The organism is Streptomyces sp. NPDC001401 (assembly GCF_042895385.1).
In the GTDB taxonomy this organism is placed as follows: Bacteria; Actinomycetota; Actinomycetes; order Streptomycetales; family Streptomycetaceae; genus Streptomyces.
In genome coordinates, this window is the sequence record NZ_JBIAWI010000004.1 from 352,321 (window position 1) to 367,674 (window position 15,354).

Sequence of the window (15,354 nt, forward strand, 5' to 3'; positions counted from 1 at the left end):
AAGTTGCGTCAAACCGGGGCAGGTTCGAGCATCTCGACACTCCCGAACGCTCCCGAACCGAGCACACGGAGCACTTGGCCTAGACCTCTTGACAGAGCAATTGGTCTGGACCAACTTATTGTCATGTCCCCACAGAGACGATCGACACCACAGCGACGATCGACAGCACGGCTCTGGTCAGGAGCCGTCATCGCCGCCCTCGCCCTCTCCTTCGCGGGCACGGGCCAGGCGTCCGCAGCGGACGTCAACAACGCCAAGAACGCCGGCTTTGAATCCGGCCTGAGCAACTGGACCTGTTCCGCGAGCAGCGGTACGACGGTCTCCTCCCCCGTGCACACCGGCGCCGCCGCGCTCAAGGCCACCCCGGCCGGGCAGGACGACGCCCAGTGCAGCGAGACGGTGGCGGTCCGACCGAACTCGACGTACTCGCTGAGCGCCTGGGTGCAGGGCGGCTACGCCTTCCTCGGCGTGACCGGCACGGGCACCACGGACGTGTCGACCTGGACCCCGGACTCGTCCTCGTGGAAGCAGCTGACGACGAGCTTCACGACGGGTTCGTCCACGACCTCGGTGACGGTCTACACACACGGCTGGTACGGCCAGGCGGCGTACTACGCCGACGACGTCTCGGTCTACGGCCCCGACGGCGGCGGAGGCGGCGACCCCGCACCGACGGTCCCGTCCGCACCGAGCGGCCTGTCGGTGTCCGGTACGACAGCCTCCTCAGTGTCCCTGTCCTGGAACGCGGTCTCGGGCGCGACCGGCTACAACGTCTACCGGGACGGTACGAAGGTGACGGCGGTGACGGGGGCGTCGGCGACGGTGACGGGCCTCGCTGCCTCCACCTCGTACTCCTTCCAGGTCACGGCGACGAACTCGGCGGGCGAGTCGGCGAAGTCGGCGTCGGTGACGGGGACGACGACCTCTGGCGGCAGCAACGGAGGGACCGCGCTTCCCAAGCACGCGGTCACCGGCTACTGGCAGAACTTCAACAACGGCGCCACGGTCCAGAAGATCTCCGACGTCTCGTCCCAGTACGACATCATCGCCGTGGCCTTCGCGGACGCCACGACGACGCCGGGTGCCGTCACCTTCAACCTGGACTCGGCGGGCCTCGGCGGCTACACGGTCGACCAGTTCAAGGCGGACATCAAGGCGAAGCAGGCGGCGGGCAAGAAGGTCATCGTGTCCATCGGCGGCCAGAACGGCACGGTGTCGGTGAGCGACTCGACGTCGGCAACGAACTTCGCGAACTCGGTGTATTCGCTCATGCAGACGTACGGCTTCGACGGCGTCGACATCGACCTGGAGAACGGCCTCAACGCGACGTACATGTCCCAGGCCCTGCGGTCGCTGTCGTCGAAGGCGGGCTCGTCACTCGTCATCACCATGGCGCCCCAGACGATCGACATGCAGTCGACGTCGAACGCCTACTTCCAGACCGCACTGAACGTGAAGGACATCCTGACGGTCGTCAACATGCAGTACTACAACAGCGGTTCGATGCTGGGCTGCGACGGCAAGGTGTACTCACAGGGCTCGGTGGACTTCCTGACGGCGCTGGCCTGCATCCAGCTGGAGGGCGGACTGTCCCCGTCCCAGGTGGGCCTGGGGCTGCCGGCCTCGACGAGCGCCGCGGGCAGCGGCTACGTCTCCCCGACGGTGGTGAACAACGCCCTCGACTGCCTGACGGCCGGCACGAACTGCGGCTCCTTCAAGCCGTCGAAGACGTATCCCGATCTGCGGGGTGCGATGACGTGGTCGACCAACTGGGATGCGGCCGCGGGGAGTTCGTGGTCGAGCTCGGTGGGGGCGCATGTGCATGCACTCCCGTGAGCGCACGGCTTCCCGATGAGCACTTGCTTCGCGTGAAACATTTCCCCACCCCCACCGCATCAATGAAGTGAGACCGTGTGGACGGTGGGGTGGGCAGGGGGACGTGGATGAGACAGGGGCGGGCCGACGAGTATGCGGAGTTCGCTGCGGTGCGTGCCGGGCATCTGTATCGGTCCGCCTGTCTGCTGACCGCCGGAGACACGCATCTTGCCGAGGATCTGGTGCAGGAGACTCTCGGGCGGTTGTACGTGAGCTGGCGGCGCGTGTCCCGTGTGGAGAATCCCGCGGGATACGCGCAGACCGTTCTCCTGCGTACGTTCCTCGCGCATCAGCGCAGACGCAGCAGCACCGAGCGCGCCACCGATGCGCTGCCCGATCTGCCGGACGACGGTCCGGACGGCCGTGACATGCCGTTGCGGCTGACCTTGCTGGAGGCCCTGGCCCGGCTTCCCGCCAAGGACCGGGCCGTGGTCGTCCTGCGGTACTGGGAGGACCGCTCCGTCGAGGAGACCGCCCAGGCCATGAACGCCAGTTCGGCGGCCGTGCGCACGCGGTGCGTCCGTGCCCTCGGGCGGCTGCGGGAGCTGCTCGGTGAGGATCTCGGCGAGTACGCGCGTCCCTGAACGCCCGGCCGAGCGCCCGTCCCCGTCTTCTTCATTCCCTCGCGAAACGGTGGTCCGTCATGCCTTTGGAACAGCACAGCGATCCCTTCGAGGAACGGCTCTCCGCCGGTCTGCGGCACACCGGCGGCGGGTTCGAGACCGACCGGGCCGCGCTCGTCACCGCCGGTGCGGTGCGCGGGCGGCGACGGCTGCTGCTGCGGCGGCGGGCCGCCGTCGTGGGCGGGACCGCGAGCCTCGCGCTCGTTGGTGTGGGCGGGGCGCTGCTGCTGCCCGGTCACGGGTCCTCCGGGCAGGAACGGTCCTCCGTGGCCGCCTCCGCCTCGACGCCTGCCGCCCCCGGTCCCGTATCCGGCGACACCCTCATCCGTACGCTCGAAAAGCTGCTCCCCGACGGCAAGTTCAGCAAGGCCGAGGCGCGGGGCACGGACGAGGAGCCGGGGCCGTACGTGCATCTCGTCTTCGACGACGGCAAGGGCGCGGCGGCCGTGGGTGTCGGTCTCGGGCGGGTGGAGCCGGGGACCGACGAGGCCCGGCAGGTCACCAAGTGCCCCGGGAAGGCGTTCGCCCACTACGACGCCTGCAACACCAGCCGGCTGTCGGACGGTTCGGTGGTCATGGTGCTCCAGGGGTACGAATACCCGGACCGCCGCGCGGACACCAAGTGGTGGAGCGCCGAACTCGTCACGCCGGAGGGGCACCACGTCAGCGTCAGCGAGTGGAACGCCGCTGCCCAGAAGGGCGCGCCCGTCAGCCGGGATCAACCGCCGCTGTCACCCGCGCAGTTGAAGCATGTCGCCGCCGCGGCCGCCTGGCGGGACGCCATCGACGCCGTGCCCGAGGATCCGGACAAGCCGACCGCGCAGCCGAGCACGACCGGGACGGCCGCCGATGTGCCGGTCGCGCCGACGCTCAAGTCCCTGCTGCCGAAGGGCCTGACGGTGTCCGAGGACAGCGGCGACGACCCCGGGTTCGGCTACGTCGTCGCCGACGACGGCAAGGGCAGGAGCCTGGTGCAGATCAACGTCCAGAGCGACATGTCGGACGTCGAGGGCGAACTCTTCGGCTCCGGCGCCGAGACCCTGCCCGACGGGACCAAGGTCGCCACCCGTCAGGGGCCCGGCGAGAAGGGCGGTGCGGGTGTTGTGATGTGGACCGTCGACACCCTCACGACCGATGGGCGGCGCGTGGTGATCAGCGCCTTCAACTCCGGTGCCCAGGACACCGCCGCGACCCGCAAAGCCCCCGTACTGACCATGAAGCAGCTCCGCGCGATCGCGCTCAGCCCCAAGTGGTGGCAGTAGAAGCGGGGTTCAGAAGAACTCCGCCCACGGCTGGTCCCAGATCTGTTTCGCGCACAGGATCAGGAACAGCAGCCCCGCGAGTGCGAGCATCGCGTTGCTCAGCAGGCCGTTGCGCCATTCGCGGGGCGTGCGGGAGGAGTTGAGGAGCCAGATCAGGGTCAGGGCGAGGAAGGGGAGGAACGCCGCGCCGAGGACGCCGTAGAGGATGATCAGGCGGAAGGGCTGGCCCTGGAAGAGCAGGACGATCGGCGGGAAGGTCAGCCACAGCAGGTACGCGCGGAAGGGCCACGAGCGTTCCCGCTCGCCCGAGGCGACCTCCTCGCCCCTCGCCTCCCCGCGGCCCCGGTACCGCGCCACGAAGTCCGCGAACATCAGGCTCACCCCGTGCCACACGCCGATCAGCGAGGTGAAGGACGTCGCGAAGAAGCCGATCAGGAAGAACTTGGCCGTAGCCGAGCCGTACTCCTGCTCCAGGATGTCGCTGAGCTGGATCAGGCCCTTGTCTCCGCTCGCGATGGCCACGTTCGCGGAGTGGAGCAGTTCCGCGCCGACGAAGAGCATGGCGACGACGAAGATGCCCGTCGTGGCGTAGGCGACGCGGTTGTCCAGCCGCATCACCTTCATCCAGCCGGTGTTCGTCCAGCCCTTGGCGTTGACCCAGTAGCCGTACGCGGCAAGGGTGATGGTGCCGCCGACGCCGCCGATCAGGCCCAGGGTGTTGAGGATGGAGTCCTTCTCGTCCGGGAGGACGGGGAGCAGGCCCGCCAGCGCGTCCGGCAGGTTCGGCGTGACCCTGATCGCCAGGTACACCGTCACCACGAACATGACGCCCACGAGGACCGTCATGACCTTCTCGAAGACCTCGTACTTGTTGAACCAGACGAAGACCAGGCCGACCAGCCCGCAGGCGATGCCCCAGCCCTTCAGGTCCATCACGTCCGGGAACAGTGCCTGGAGCGGGAGCGCGCTCGACGACATCGCCGCCGCTCCGTAGACGAAGCCCCAGATCACCGCGTAGACGACGAAGAAGCAGGTCGTCCAGCGGCCCAGGCTCGCCCAGCCGTCGAACAACGTACGCCCCGTCGACAGGTGCCAGCGGCCGGCCGCCTCTGCAAGGGAGATCTTCACCAGGCAGCCGGCGATCGCCGCCCACAGGAGGGTGTAGCCGAAGTTGCTGCCCGCGATGAGCGTGGCAACGAGGTCACCGGCGCCGACCCCGGTCGCGGCTACGACGATTCCGGGGCCGATGTGACGCCAACTCGATGTGCGGGGGGTGTGGTTCGGGTCGGATGGGGCCTCGGTGTCAGTGGGGTTTCCCGTGGTGTCCGCCATGAGGGTCAAGAAACCGCAAAGAGACGGTAAGGGCAAGAGGGCCGAGCGCGCCGGCCGGCGCTACGGCTCCCCTCTGCCGCAGCCGTCCGCCCCGCACGTACCCAGCTCGAACCACACCGTCTTGCCCTGCCCGTCCTGGTGGCAGCCCCAGCGCCTGGCAAGCGCGTTCACCAGGAACATCCCGCGGCCGCTCTCCGAGGCGCCCGCCTCGAGCACCTGCGGAGTACGGCGGCCGCCGTCCCGCACCTCGCAGCGCAGGACGCCGTGTGCGGCGGACAGGGTGAGCCGGAAGCGGCTCGCGGAGTGCAGCAGGGCGTTGGTGGCCAGTTCGCTGACGAGGAGTTCGGCGACGTCCACCAGGTCGTCCCGGTCCGTCAGCCCCCATATCTCCAGCTGTCTGCGGACCTCCGCACGGGCCTCACGGACGGCGGTCGGGCGGGGGTCGTACTCGACGCTCAAGTGGCCTGCCCGCAAGGGTGGTTGAGGGTACGGAGCGAATTGAGGGTCGGAGTCCGGGTGGGGGGTCCCGGAGAGATCCAGCATGATTTGAGAGTGTCCTCCCCGGCGCCGCGGCAAACGGGGAGGACTACCTGTCTCCATACCTGCGTACGGGCAAGCGGTTACCCGTACTGCAGCCGTACGGTCGTCCCCGCCCCGTCGTCGCGGACGTCGACGTAGGCGCACACCTGGCGGGTGAACCACAGCCCCTGGTCGGGGGCCAGTTCAGGGGTGGAGGGCGGCACGAAGCCCGCGAGCGGGTCGTCGACCCGGCGTGACGTGCGCAGTTCGCAGACGCAGGCGGGTGCCTCGCCCCACAGCAGGGCGCCGGTGACCGGGCCGAGGGCCGCGACCGCCGCGGTCACCGCCTCGGTGAACAACTCCGCGTCCGCGGGCCCGAGTCCACGGGCAACCGCTCCCCTGCGTACGGCATCCGCCGACAGGTGCGTGTGGGGTTCCGCGTCGGCCGGGGGCAGCGGCAGTGGTGCGGAGTCCAGTTCGGCCGTGAGGCGGACCGGGTCCTCGTACGCGGGGGTGTCGGGGTGGGCGCGGCGGGCCGCCTCGATGATGGCCGTGCCGGCGGTGCGGGTGTCGTAGGCGCACAGGGCCGTCGTCGCCAGCGGTGCGAAGAGGAGGTTGGCGAGCGCCTCGTAGCGGATCCACTCGGTGGTCTCGCGTGCGGAGCGTCCTGCGCGGCCGTTCCAGACGGGTTCCATGAGGAGGTGGATACGGCCGCCGGGGCCGGCGTGCGCACCGAGGTAACCGGCGCCCTGGGCGACGGCGTTGGCGGCCGAGCCCGTGTACCAGTCGGTGTGCGGGATGAGGACGATGTCCCTCGCGTCGCCGCCGAGGGCGTCGCGCAGCAGGTCCAGCTTGTCGGGGGCGGCGATGGCCACGGGCGGGGGTTCGCCCGGGGCGCCGAGGCCTTCGGCGAGAAACGGCAGCGCGGCGGCCACGAACTCGTCGTCCGCGCCGTACACGGCCATGCGGTGGTCGAACGGGGTGGGGGCGGGTCGTGTGCTGGTCATGGTTCTCCTCTCTGTGGGTGTGTGGGTCCGGGGGGCCGCCTGGGCGGGGTCAGCGCCCTGAAGGGGCGCGAGGAACTGCGCGACCAGCCACGACGGTGCAGCAGACGATCGACGGCACATCGCGGTCCCACCCAGCGGAGCGCTCAGCGCTGGGCGGTCACCCAGGCGGCGATCTGGCTGCGGTTGCTGAAGCCGAGTTTGCTGAGGATGCGTTCCACATGGCCTTCGGCGGTACGGCGGGCGATGACGAGCCGGTCGGCGATCTGCTGGTTGGCGAGGCCCTGGGCGACGAGTTCGGCGACCTCGTTCTCGCGACGGGTGAGGGATGTGTCCTGCGAGGTGGGGGAGCTGCGGCGGCCGTTGGTCTTCCGTGCGGTGGCGGGCTGTTCGTGCTGCTCGTCCTGTGTCGCGTACGCGACGATCTCGGCGAGTCCGAGGGCGCTTCCTTTCTCGTACGACCGCCCGAAGGTGGCCTGTCCCAGGGCGTCCAGCGCCCGCTCGCCGCTGCCGCGGCGGATGGAGCCGAGGTCTGTCGAGCCCCAGCGGTCCCGGTCGATGTCGGCCCAGGTGCGGTCGGCGCCGCCGAGCAGGGCGGCCGCGTGTTCGTGGGCGCCCGCCCGGGTCGCGATGTGGGCCAGCAGGTCGAGGGTGAGGGCGATGCCGGTGACGTCGTGGACGGCGAGTTTGAGACGCAGGGCCTCGCGGGCCTGCCGTCCGGCCTCCTGCCAGTCCTCCTTCACGGTGTGGGCGAGGGCCAGCATCCGCAGCACGTACGAGCGCACCCATTCCTCGCCGTGCTCCTCGCAGAGCCGGCGGGCGCGCCGGCAGACCTCGACGGCGCGGTCCGCCTGGCCCAGAAAGCCCAGGGCGCAGGCGAGTTCGACCTGGTCGAGGCCGTGCAGGCTGAGGTGCTGACCGGGGACGCGGCCACGGGCGACGGTGGCTTCGAAGTGCTCCAGGGCGGCGGGCAGTTCGTTGCTGAACAGGCGGATGACGCCGATGACGTATTCGGCGTGGGCGGCCTCGGCCTTGTCGCCGAGGTGCTCGGCCAGCGCATGGGCGTCCCGTGCGCGGCGCAGGCCTCCGGTCATGTCCTGGGTGGCGCCCGCGAGGAGGCCGGCCACCCACAGTCCGCGGGCCCGCTCGCCGGTCGGTTCGGGGTTGGCGTCGAGGGCCCGCTCCAGCCAGTAGCGGCCCTCGCGGGGTGCTCCGCAGGCGTGCCAGTAGAACCACAGGGTGCCTGCGAGACGCAGGGCGGCGAGGCGTTCGCCGGGGGCGGTGAGGCTGAAGTCGAGGGCGGCGCGCAGGCTGTCCTGGTCGGCCCGCATCCGGGCGACGATCTCCCGCTGCCCGGGCCCGAACCAGGCGCGTTCGCAGTCGGCGGCCCGGTGCTGCATCCAGTCGCGCTGGCGCCGCCGGGCCGCGTCCTCCTCGCCGGCCGACTGCCGCAGCCGGTCGAGGCCGTAGTGCCGCAGAGTGTCGAGCAGCCGGTAGCGCACCCCGTCCGGCCCCGTCTCCCTGCCCAGCACCGACTTGTCGACGAGCCCCGCGACCGCCTCCAGCACCTCGTACGGCCGCACCCGCTCGCCGTCCGCGCACACCGCCTCCGCCGTCTCCAGGTCGAAGCCGCCGGCCAGGACCGAGGCCCTCGCCCACACCAACTGCTCGTGTTCCGTGCAGAGTTCATGACTCCAGTCGACGGCGGCGCGCAGCGTCTGGTGGCGGGGCAGGGCCGCGCTGCTGCCGGCCGTGAGGAGGCGGTAGCGGTCGTCGAGGCGCTCCAGGAGCTGTTCCACGCCGAGGACGCGCATCCGTACGGCGGCCAGCTCGATGGCGAGCGGAAGGCCGTCCAGGCGGCGGCACAGGCGGGCCACGGCGGCACGGTTGTCGGCGGTGAGCCGGAAGCCGGGGACGACGGCGGCGGCCCGGTCGGCGAAGAGCGCGAGAGCCGGGTAGCCGTCGGCCGCGCTGAGATCACCGTCCGGGTCGGGGACGGGCAACGGCCGTACCTCCATGAGGTGTTCCTCGGTGAGGCCGAGGCGGTGCCGGCTGGTGGCGAGGACCCGGACGCCGGTGGTGCCGCGCAGCAGGGCGGCGGCGAGGTCGGCGCAGGCCTGCAGCAGGTGTTCGCAGTTGTCCAGGACGAGGAGGAGGCGCCGGTCGCGTACCTGCTCGACCAGGGCGTCCAGCGGCGGCTGCGCGGAGTGGTCGTGCAGGCCGAGCGCGTCGGCGGCGGCGAGGGGGACGAGCGCCGGGTCGTGCAGGCCGGCCAGGTGCACGAAGCGCACACCGTCCGGGAAGGCCCGTTCGACGCGGGCCGCGACCCGGGCGGCGAGACGGGTCTTGCCGACGCCGCCCGGTCCGGTCAGCGTGACCAGGCGCGCCTTGGCGAGCAGTTCGCGGCCCTCGGTCTGTTCGCCGCGCCGGTCGACGAAGCTGGTGGTCTCGACCGGCAGGTGACGGTCCCGTCGCGGCGCTGATCCGCCCATGATCAGCCTCCCTTGAAACGGAACATCACTCTTCTCCGCAATCGGCATATATGCACGTTCCGCTCACACCCGCGAGTGCACTTCGCCGGAGGACGTGTCCGCGATCGGCGCTACGCGTACACTCCGCGGCCGGTTTTCGCTCTCTTGACCTGTCCATGCCATTCCCTGACGATGGGCGGCACCCGCACAGGTACGTCACAGGCACGTCGCACTGAACCACCCCCACCTCCCTAGGAGACTTCATGCGACTTCGGATACGAGGCTCGGGCGCCCGGAGCGGCAGACGCACCGCCGCGTTCGCCGCGCTCGTCGCCCTCGCCCTCGCGGCGCCCGTCTCGGCGACCGCCAACAGCGCACGGCCGACGGCACCTTCCACCGACGACATCCGCCAGTACGAAATCCACGTCGACCACAACACCCCGGTCACCCGCACCGCCATCGCGGCGGCCGGCGTGACCGTGGACGAGGCCGACGAGGAGACGGTGGTCGTCTCCGGACGGGCGGCACAGATCAGCAGGCTCCGCCAACAGGGCTACGACGTCTCGCTGCTGGGCTCGGCACCGGACCGCTCCTCGGGCTCGGGCGACGTACGGCTCTACGACTTCCCCTCGGCCGACTCGAAGTACCACAACTACGCCGAGATGAACACGGAGATCGACCAGCGGCTGGCGGCCTACCCGAACATCATGAGCAAGCGGGTGATCGGCAAGTCGTACCAGGGCCGGGACATCGTCGCCATCAAGGTCAGCGACAACGTGGCGACGGACGAGAACGAGCCGGAGGTTCTCTTCACCTTCCACCAGCACGCGCGCGAGCACCTGACCGTGGAGATGGCGCTGTACCTGCTGCGGGAGCTGGGGGCCGGGTACGGCAGCGACTCCCGCATCACCAACCTGGTGAACAACCGCGAGATCTGGATCGTGCCCGATCTGAACCCGGACGGCGGCGAGTACGACATCGCCACCGGCTCGTACCGGTCGTGGCGGAAGAACCGGCAGCCGAATTCCGGGTCTTCGTACGTCGGCACGGACCTGAACCGGAACTGGAACTACAAGTGGGGCTGCTGCGGCGGCTCTTCGGGGTCCACGTCGTCCGAGACGTACCGGGGCGCTTCGGCCGAATCCGCGCCCGAGGTGAAGGTGGTCGCCGACTTCGTCCGCAGCCGCGTCGTCGGCGGCAAGCAGCAGATCACCGCCGGGATCGACTTCCACACGTACAGCGAGCTGGTGCTGTGGCCGTTCGGGTACACGTACTCAGACACCGCGACCGGGATGACGGCGGACGACGCCGCCGCCTTCAAGGCCGTGGGCCAGAAGATGGCGGCGAGCAACGGCTACACCGCCGAGCAGTCCAGTGACCTGTACATCACGGACGGGTCGATCGACGACTATCTCTGGGGCAGTCAGAAGATCTTCGACTACACCTTCGAGATGTATCCGACGTCCAGTTCCGGGGGTGGGTTCTACCCGCCCGACGAGGTGATCGAGCGGGAGACGTCCCGGAACCGGGATGCGGTTCTGCAGCTGCTGGAGAACGCGGACTGTATGTACCGGTCCATCGGCAAAGAGGCCCAGTACTGCAGCTAGTCGGCGTCCTTGTCCTCGGCGGCTTCTTCGCCGTCCTCGAAGTAGGCGTCGAGGACGGCGTCCAGCTGCTCGTCCCACTCCGTGAACCGGCTCCTGGCCGTCGCCTCGATCTCGATCGGGTACCAGCGGCGGTCAGGGGTGTGGACGGTGATGGTGAACCGCTTCCCGAAGCGCGGCGATTCGGTCTCGACGGCACCGATCTCGTCCCAGCGGAACTCGCACTCCTGGTCGTCCAGGGTGAGCCGGACGCCCTTGTGGTCGGCGACGATCTTCGCGCGACGGTCGGAGGCCTCGAAGACGGGGCCTTCGGGGGCCTCGTCGTCCTCAGAGGCCTCGTCGTCGTCCGCAGAAGTCTCGTCCTCCGCGGCCGGCTCCTGCTCCTCGGCCCCGGTCTCCGACTCCTCTGACTCGACGTCCTCGTCCACGAGCCCGGGCTCGGCGGACTCGGCGTCTTCCGCCTCGACCTCCTCCGGCTCCTCGGAGACGGGTGAGGTGAGCCCGGGAATGAATGCCGGGTCGAACCCGGCACCGGTCACGGGCTCGCCCTTCAGGGGCTGGCTGCTCGATCCTATGCGCTGCTCCACAGCGGGCAGTATGGTCGAAGATCCTGTGGCGGACACAGCCAGCCCCAACTTCGTTATCAGACGCCTACACGAACACGCTCAGCACCGCCGCCACCACGAACCCCACCACCGACAGAACCGTCTCCAACACGGTCCATGTCCTGAGGGTGTCCCGCTCGCTGATGCCGAAGTACTTCGCCACCATCCAGAAGCCGCCGTCGTTCACGTGTGACGCGAAGATCGAGCCCGCCGAGATGGCCATGATGACCAGGGCTACGAAGGCCTGGGAGTGGTGGCCCTCGGAGAGCAGGGGCGCGACGATGCCCGCCGTCGTGACGATCGCGACCGTCGCCGAGCCCTGGGCGACCCGCAGTACCACCGAGATCAGGTACGACAGCACGAGCACCGGCAGGCCCACGTCGTTGAAGGTGTCCGAGAGGGCCTGTGCGACGCCGCTCGCCTTCAGGATCGCGCCGAAGACACCGCCCGCGCCGACGACCAGGAGGATGTTGCCGACCGGCTTCAGCGAGGCCGTGGACACCGTCTCCAGGGACTTGCGGGACCAGCCCCGGCGGATGCCCAGCAGGTAGTACGCCAGGAGCAGGGCGATCGTCAGGGCCACGAACGGGTGGCCGAAGAACTCGATCACCGAGCGGCCCGTGGAGGGGTCGAGGGCGATGGAGGAGAAGGTCGCCGCCAGGATCAGGATCAGCGGGGTGCCGATGATGCCCAGCACCATGCCGAGCGGGACCGGGTGCTCGCGCGGCTCGACGCCTTGCTCCCGCTGCTCGTTGACAACCGCCAGCTTGGCCTCCGCGGCTGCCTCCACCATGTCCTGCGGTACGGCGACGAAGATGCGGCGGCCGATCCACGCGGAGTACGCCCAGGCCGCCAGCACCGCCGGGATGCCACAGATGACGCCCATGAGAATGACCCGGCCGAGGTCCACGTGGAGCAGGCCGGCCGCGGCCACCGGGCCCGGGTGCGGGGGCAGGAAGGCGTGGGTCATCGACAGGCCTGCGAGGAGGGGCAGGCAGTACAGCAGGATCGACTTGCCCGAGCGCTTCGCGGCGGCGTAGACGATGGGCGCGAGCACGAAGATGCCCACGTCGAAGAAGACCGGGATACCGAAGATCAGGCCCGTGAGGCCCATGGCGAGCGGCGCTCGCTTCTCGCCGAACAGATTCAGCAGACGCGAGGCCAACACCTCGGCGCCGCCGCTCACTTCGAGGATCGCGCCGAGCATCGTGCCCAGGCCGATGATGATCGCGACGTGGCCGAGGATGCCGCCCATGCCGGTCTCGATGGTGGACACGGCGTCCGAACGCTGGACCGTGCCGAAGAGTTCGGTGACCGAGAGGCCGGCGAGCAGACCGACGGCTATGGAGACGGCCAGCAACGCCACGAAGGGCTGGAGTCTGACCTTGATGATCAGGAAGAGGAGCAGGGCGATGCCGATGGCGGCCACGGTCAGCAGGCCCGCGGTGCCGTCGATCAGGAGGAGCAGGCCTCCGGTGTGGGGTGGGGTCTCGGTGGCGGGGGCGGTTGCAGCGAGCGGATAGGACATTTGGGGGTCCTCTACGTAAATGCATCGTGCTTTCGGGCAGGGGGGATCGCGGCACGGCACCCCGTGAGGTGCCATGCCGTGCAGGACGTGCGGGAGTTGAGGGGGCGTCAGCCGAGTACGGCCAGTGCGTCGATCTCGATGAGGAGGCCCGCGGGGAGACCGACGTAGACCGTGGTGCGTGCGGCAGGCGGCTGGGTGAGGCCCTGCTCCTCGAAGTAGGTGTTGTAGATGCCGTTCATCTCGGCGAAGTGGTCGACGTCGGTGAGGTAGACGCGGATCATCATCACGTCGTCCCAGCTCGCGCCGCCCTCCTCCAGGATCGCCTTGACGTTGGCGAGCGTCTGGAGGGTCTGTTCGCGCAGAGTCGGGCCGGCGGGCGTGGGGGGCCTGCCCTCCTCGGCGGGCAGGAAGCCGACCTGGCCGGCCACCTGAAGGATGTTGCCCTTCTTGACGCCGTGGGAGAACTTCGCGGGCGGGGTGGTGTGGGTCTTGGGGGTGAGTGCGATCTTCTCGGTCACAGGCCGTCCTTCACAGGCTGTCCTTCACTGGCGTTCTTCCGGAGTACTCCCCGCTGATCGCGTCGGCCGTGCGGCGCACCAGTGGGAGCAGGGTGAGGAGTTCCTCGGCGGTGACGACGACGTTCGGCGCGGAGACCGACATCGCGGCGACGACGCGGCCGTCGGCACCGCGGATCGGCGCGGCGACGCAGTTGATGGACTCCTCGTGGCCGCCGAGGTCGGTGGCCCAGCCCTGTTCGCGCACCTTGTCCAACTCCCGCAGGAAAGCAGGGGCGTTGGGGGTGGAACGGGATGTGTACATGGGGTAGTCGAGCTTGTCGGCGAGCGCCCGGCGCTCTACTTCGGGCAGGTCGGCGAGGAGCAGCTTCGCCACCGCGGCGACGGTGATCGCGACCGGTTTGCCGATCCGTGAGTACATACGGACCGGGTACCGGCTCTCCACCTTGTCGATGTAGAGGACCTCGGACTCCTCGTACACGGCGAGGTGGACGGTGTGCCCGCACTGCTCGTTGAGGCGTACGAGGTGGGGGTGGGCGATCTCGCGGATGTCGAGGTTTTCCATGGCCTCCTGGGCGAGGGCGATGAGGCGGGCGCCGAGGCGGTAGCGCTGGTCGGACTGGCGGTAGACGAGGCCGTGCTCGTGCAGCGTCCGCAGCAGGCGCAGGGCCGTGGACTTGTGCACGTCCAGGCGGTCGGCGACCTGGCCGAGGTCGGCGGGGCCCTCGGCGAGCAGCGGCAGGATGCTGAGCGCGCGGTCGACGGTCTGGCTCATGGCGTACGTACCTCCTCCTCGGCCCGATCGACGGCTCGCTCCACGGCGTGATCATCGGCTTGCGTCCAGCCGGGGCCGAGTCGAAGTCTCCCCCACGCGTCGTCGTCGAGGGCGGCGAGGCGGTCGGCGTGGTCGCGGGCGGGGGGTGCGGCGAGGTCGCCGGGGGCGGTGAGGGCGGCTGCCGCCGTGAGGTGGCCGTGGCGCAGGCGGTCGCGGACGGGCAGTGCCCGCAGGGTGGCGGAGAGGAACCCGGCGGCGAAGGCGTCTCCGGCGCCGATCGCTGATACGACGTCCACGGTCAGGGCGGGAACGAATGTGCTCTGCGTGGGGGCTGGGCGGGGGTGGGACGCGCGACCCGGCGCTGGCGGGGTGCCGCCTCTCTTTGGGTCGGGAGCCGCCCCAGCGGCACGACTGCCCGCAGGCTGCGCGGGGTGACTGCCCGCAGCGTCGTGCTCGAACACGGTCGCTCCCCGTGCCCCCTGCTTCACCACCAACACTGCCGGCTCGGGCAGCGCGGCCCGGACGGCGGCCGGTCCCCCCGCGATCCCCCAAGCCTCCTGCGCCTCGTCCTCTCCGACGAAAACGACGTCGGCCCGGCTTGCCAGGCCCAGCAGCACAGCCGCTCCGTCGGTATCTGGCCACAGCCCGGCCCTGTAGTTGACGTCGAAGGAGACCAGCGGACGCCCGGCGCGCGGTGCGGTCAGTTCGCGCATCAGGCCCAGGCACTCCTCCGACAGCGCCGCCGTGATCCCCGACAGATGCAGCACCCGACCCGCACGTACCGCGTCCAGATCGGTGTTCCCCACGGCCATCGCGGAAGCCGCGGACCCGGCCCGGTAGTACGCCACCTCGTGGGCGTCGGTCGCCCGGTCCCCCGCTGTGCGGAAGTAGATGCCGGTCTGGCGCGCCGGGTCGCGTCGTACGGCGGTGACGTCGACGCCGTACGCCCCGACCGCCTCGACCAGGTGGTCACCGAAGCCGTCGGCGCCGACCCTGCTCACCCAGCGCACGGAGTGCCCGGCGGCCGCCAGCGTGCACGCCACGTTGGACTCCGCGCCGCCGATGGCGCGGTCGAAGGAGGGGACGTCGGCGAGGCGGCCGGAAGTGGAGGGCAGGAACGTGACCATGGACTCGCCGAGCGTGACGACGTCGACGACATCGGGGCCGCCGAAGCCGTCGAGGGCATTGCAAGGTCCGGTCGCGGTCACGATCGTCGTAACTCCTCGGTGTGGCGGCGGGTG

The 15,354-nt window shown here is 70.1% G+C and carries 13 protein-coding genes; 4 read left to right on the top strand and 9 right to left on the bottom strand.

The genetic code is table 11. The annotated features are described in order from the left end of the window. Positions 1-123: 123 nt before the first annotated feature. The 3 genes from ACFY10_RS16925 to ACFY10_RS16935 all read left to right on the top strand — a co-directional run bounded on the left by ACFY10_RS16925 (position 124) and on the right by ACFY10_RS16935 (position 3,760). Positions 124-1,836 carry a chitinase gene (locus tag ACFY10_RS16925; protein WP_390665891.1) on the top strand — a complete coding sequence of 571 codons (1,713 nt, stop codon included), beginning with the start codon at positions 124-126 and terminating at the stop codon, positions 1,834-1,836. Positions 1,837-1,943: 107 nt separating this feature from the next. Further along, positions 1,944-2,459, top strand: coding sequence for a SigE family RNA polymerase sigma factor (locus ACFY10_RS16930; RefSeq protein ID WP_390665892.1), 516 nt, complete (start codon positions 1,944-1,946; stop codon positions 2,457-2,459). 59 nt (positions 2,460-2,518) lie between these two features. Then, positions 2,519-3,760, top strand: a complete 1,242-nt coding sequence (locus tag ACFY10_RS16935) for a hypothetical protein (protein ID WP_390665893.1) — start codon at positions 2,519-2,521, stop codon at positions 3,758-3,760. Between the two features lie 9 nt (positions 3,761-3,769). Here ACFY10_RS16935 and ACFY10_RS16940 read toward each other — a convergent pair whose 3' ends face one another. The 4 genes from ACFY10_RS16940 to ACFY10_RS16955 form a co-directional block, all read right to left on the bottom strand. Beyond that, positions 3,770-5,092: an Nramp family divalent metal transporter gene (locus tag ACFY10_RS16940; protein ID WP_390665894.1), complete on the bottom strand. Its 1,323-nt coding sequence runs from the start codon at positions 5,090-5,092 to the stop codon at positions 3,770-3,772. A gap of 60 nt (positions 5,093-5,152) precedes the next feature. Continuing rightward, positions 5,153-5,551: an ATP-binding protein gene (locus ACFY10_RS16945; RefSeq protein WP_390665895.1), complete on the bottom strand. Its 399-nt coding sequence runs from the start codon at positions 5,549-5,551 to the stop codon at positions 5,153-5,155. Between the two features lie 161 nt (positions 5,552-5,712). Next, positions 5,713-6,618: an anti-sigma factor RsbA family regulatory protein gene (locus ACFY10_RS16950; RefSeq protein ID WP_390665896.1), complete on the bottom strand. Its 906-nt coding sequence runs from the start codon at positions 6,616-6,618 to the stop codon at positions 5,713-5,715. Positions 6,619-6,761: 143 nt separating this feature from the next. Next, positions 6,762-9,107: an ATP-binding protein gene (locus ACFY10_RS16955; RefSeq protein WP_390665897.1), complete on the bottom strand. Its 2,346-nt coding sequence runs from the start codon at positions 9,105-9,107 to the stop codon at positions 6,762-6,764. Positions 9,108-9,349: 242 nt separating this feature from the next. On the opposite strand from ACFY10_RS16955, the gene ACFY10_RS16960 reads away from it, so the two are divergent. Next, entirely contained in the window at positions 9,350-10,693 is a 1,344-nt protein-coding gene (locus ACFY10_RS16960; protein ID WP_390665898.1) for a M14 family metallopeptidase, read from the top strand. Here the strand turns inward: ACFY10_RS16960 and ACFY10_RS16965 are convergent. The 5 genes from ACFY10_RS16965 to ACFY10_RS16985 form a co-directional block, all read right to left on the bottom strand. Continuing rightward, positions 10,690-11,277 carry a hypothetical protein gene (locus tag ACFY10_RS16965; RefSeq protein ID WP_390665899.1) on the bottom strand — a complete coding sequence of 196 codons (588 nt, stop codon included), beginning with the start codon at positions 11,275-11,277 and terminating at the stop codon, positions 10,690-10,692. The two genes, ACFY10_RS16960 and ACFY10_RS16965, sit on opposite strands and share 4 nt — an antisense overlap. Positions 11,278-11,341: 64 nt before the next feature. Further along, positions 11,342-12,823, bottom strand: coding sequence for a GntP family permease (locus ACFY10_RS16970; RefSeq protein ID WP_390665900.1), 1,482 nt, complete (start codon positions 12,821-12,823; stop codon positions 11,342-11,344). Between the two features lie 107 nt (positions 12,824-12,930). Then, positions 12,931-13,341 carry a RidA family protein gene (locus ACFY10_RS16975; protein WP_390665901.1) on the bottom strand — a complete coding sequence of 137 codons (411 nt, stop codon included), beginning with the start codon at positions 13,339-13,341 and terminating at the stop codon, positions 12,931-12,933. A 10-nt stretch (positions 13,342-13,351) separates the two neighbouring features. Next, entirely contained in the window at positions 13,352-14,113 is a 762-nt protein-coding gene (locus ACFY10_RS16980; protein ID WP_390665902.1) for an IclR family transcriptional regulator, read from the bottom strand. Continuing rightward, positions 14,110-15,321, bottom strand: a complete 1,212-nt coding sequence (locus tag ACFY10_RS16985) for a sugar kinase (RefSeq protein ID WP_390665903.1) — start codon at positions 15,319-15,321, stop codon at positions 14,110-14,112. Before ACFY10_RS16985 ends, ACFY10_RS16980 begins: the two co-directional genes overlap by 4 nt. Between the last annotated feature and the right edge of the window lie 33 nt (positions 15,322-15,354).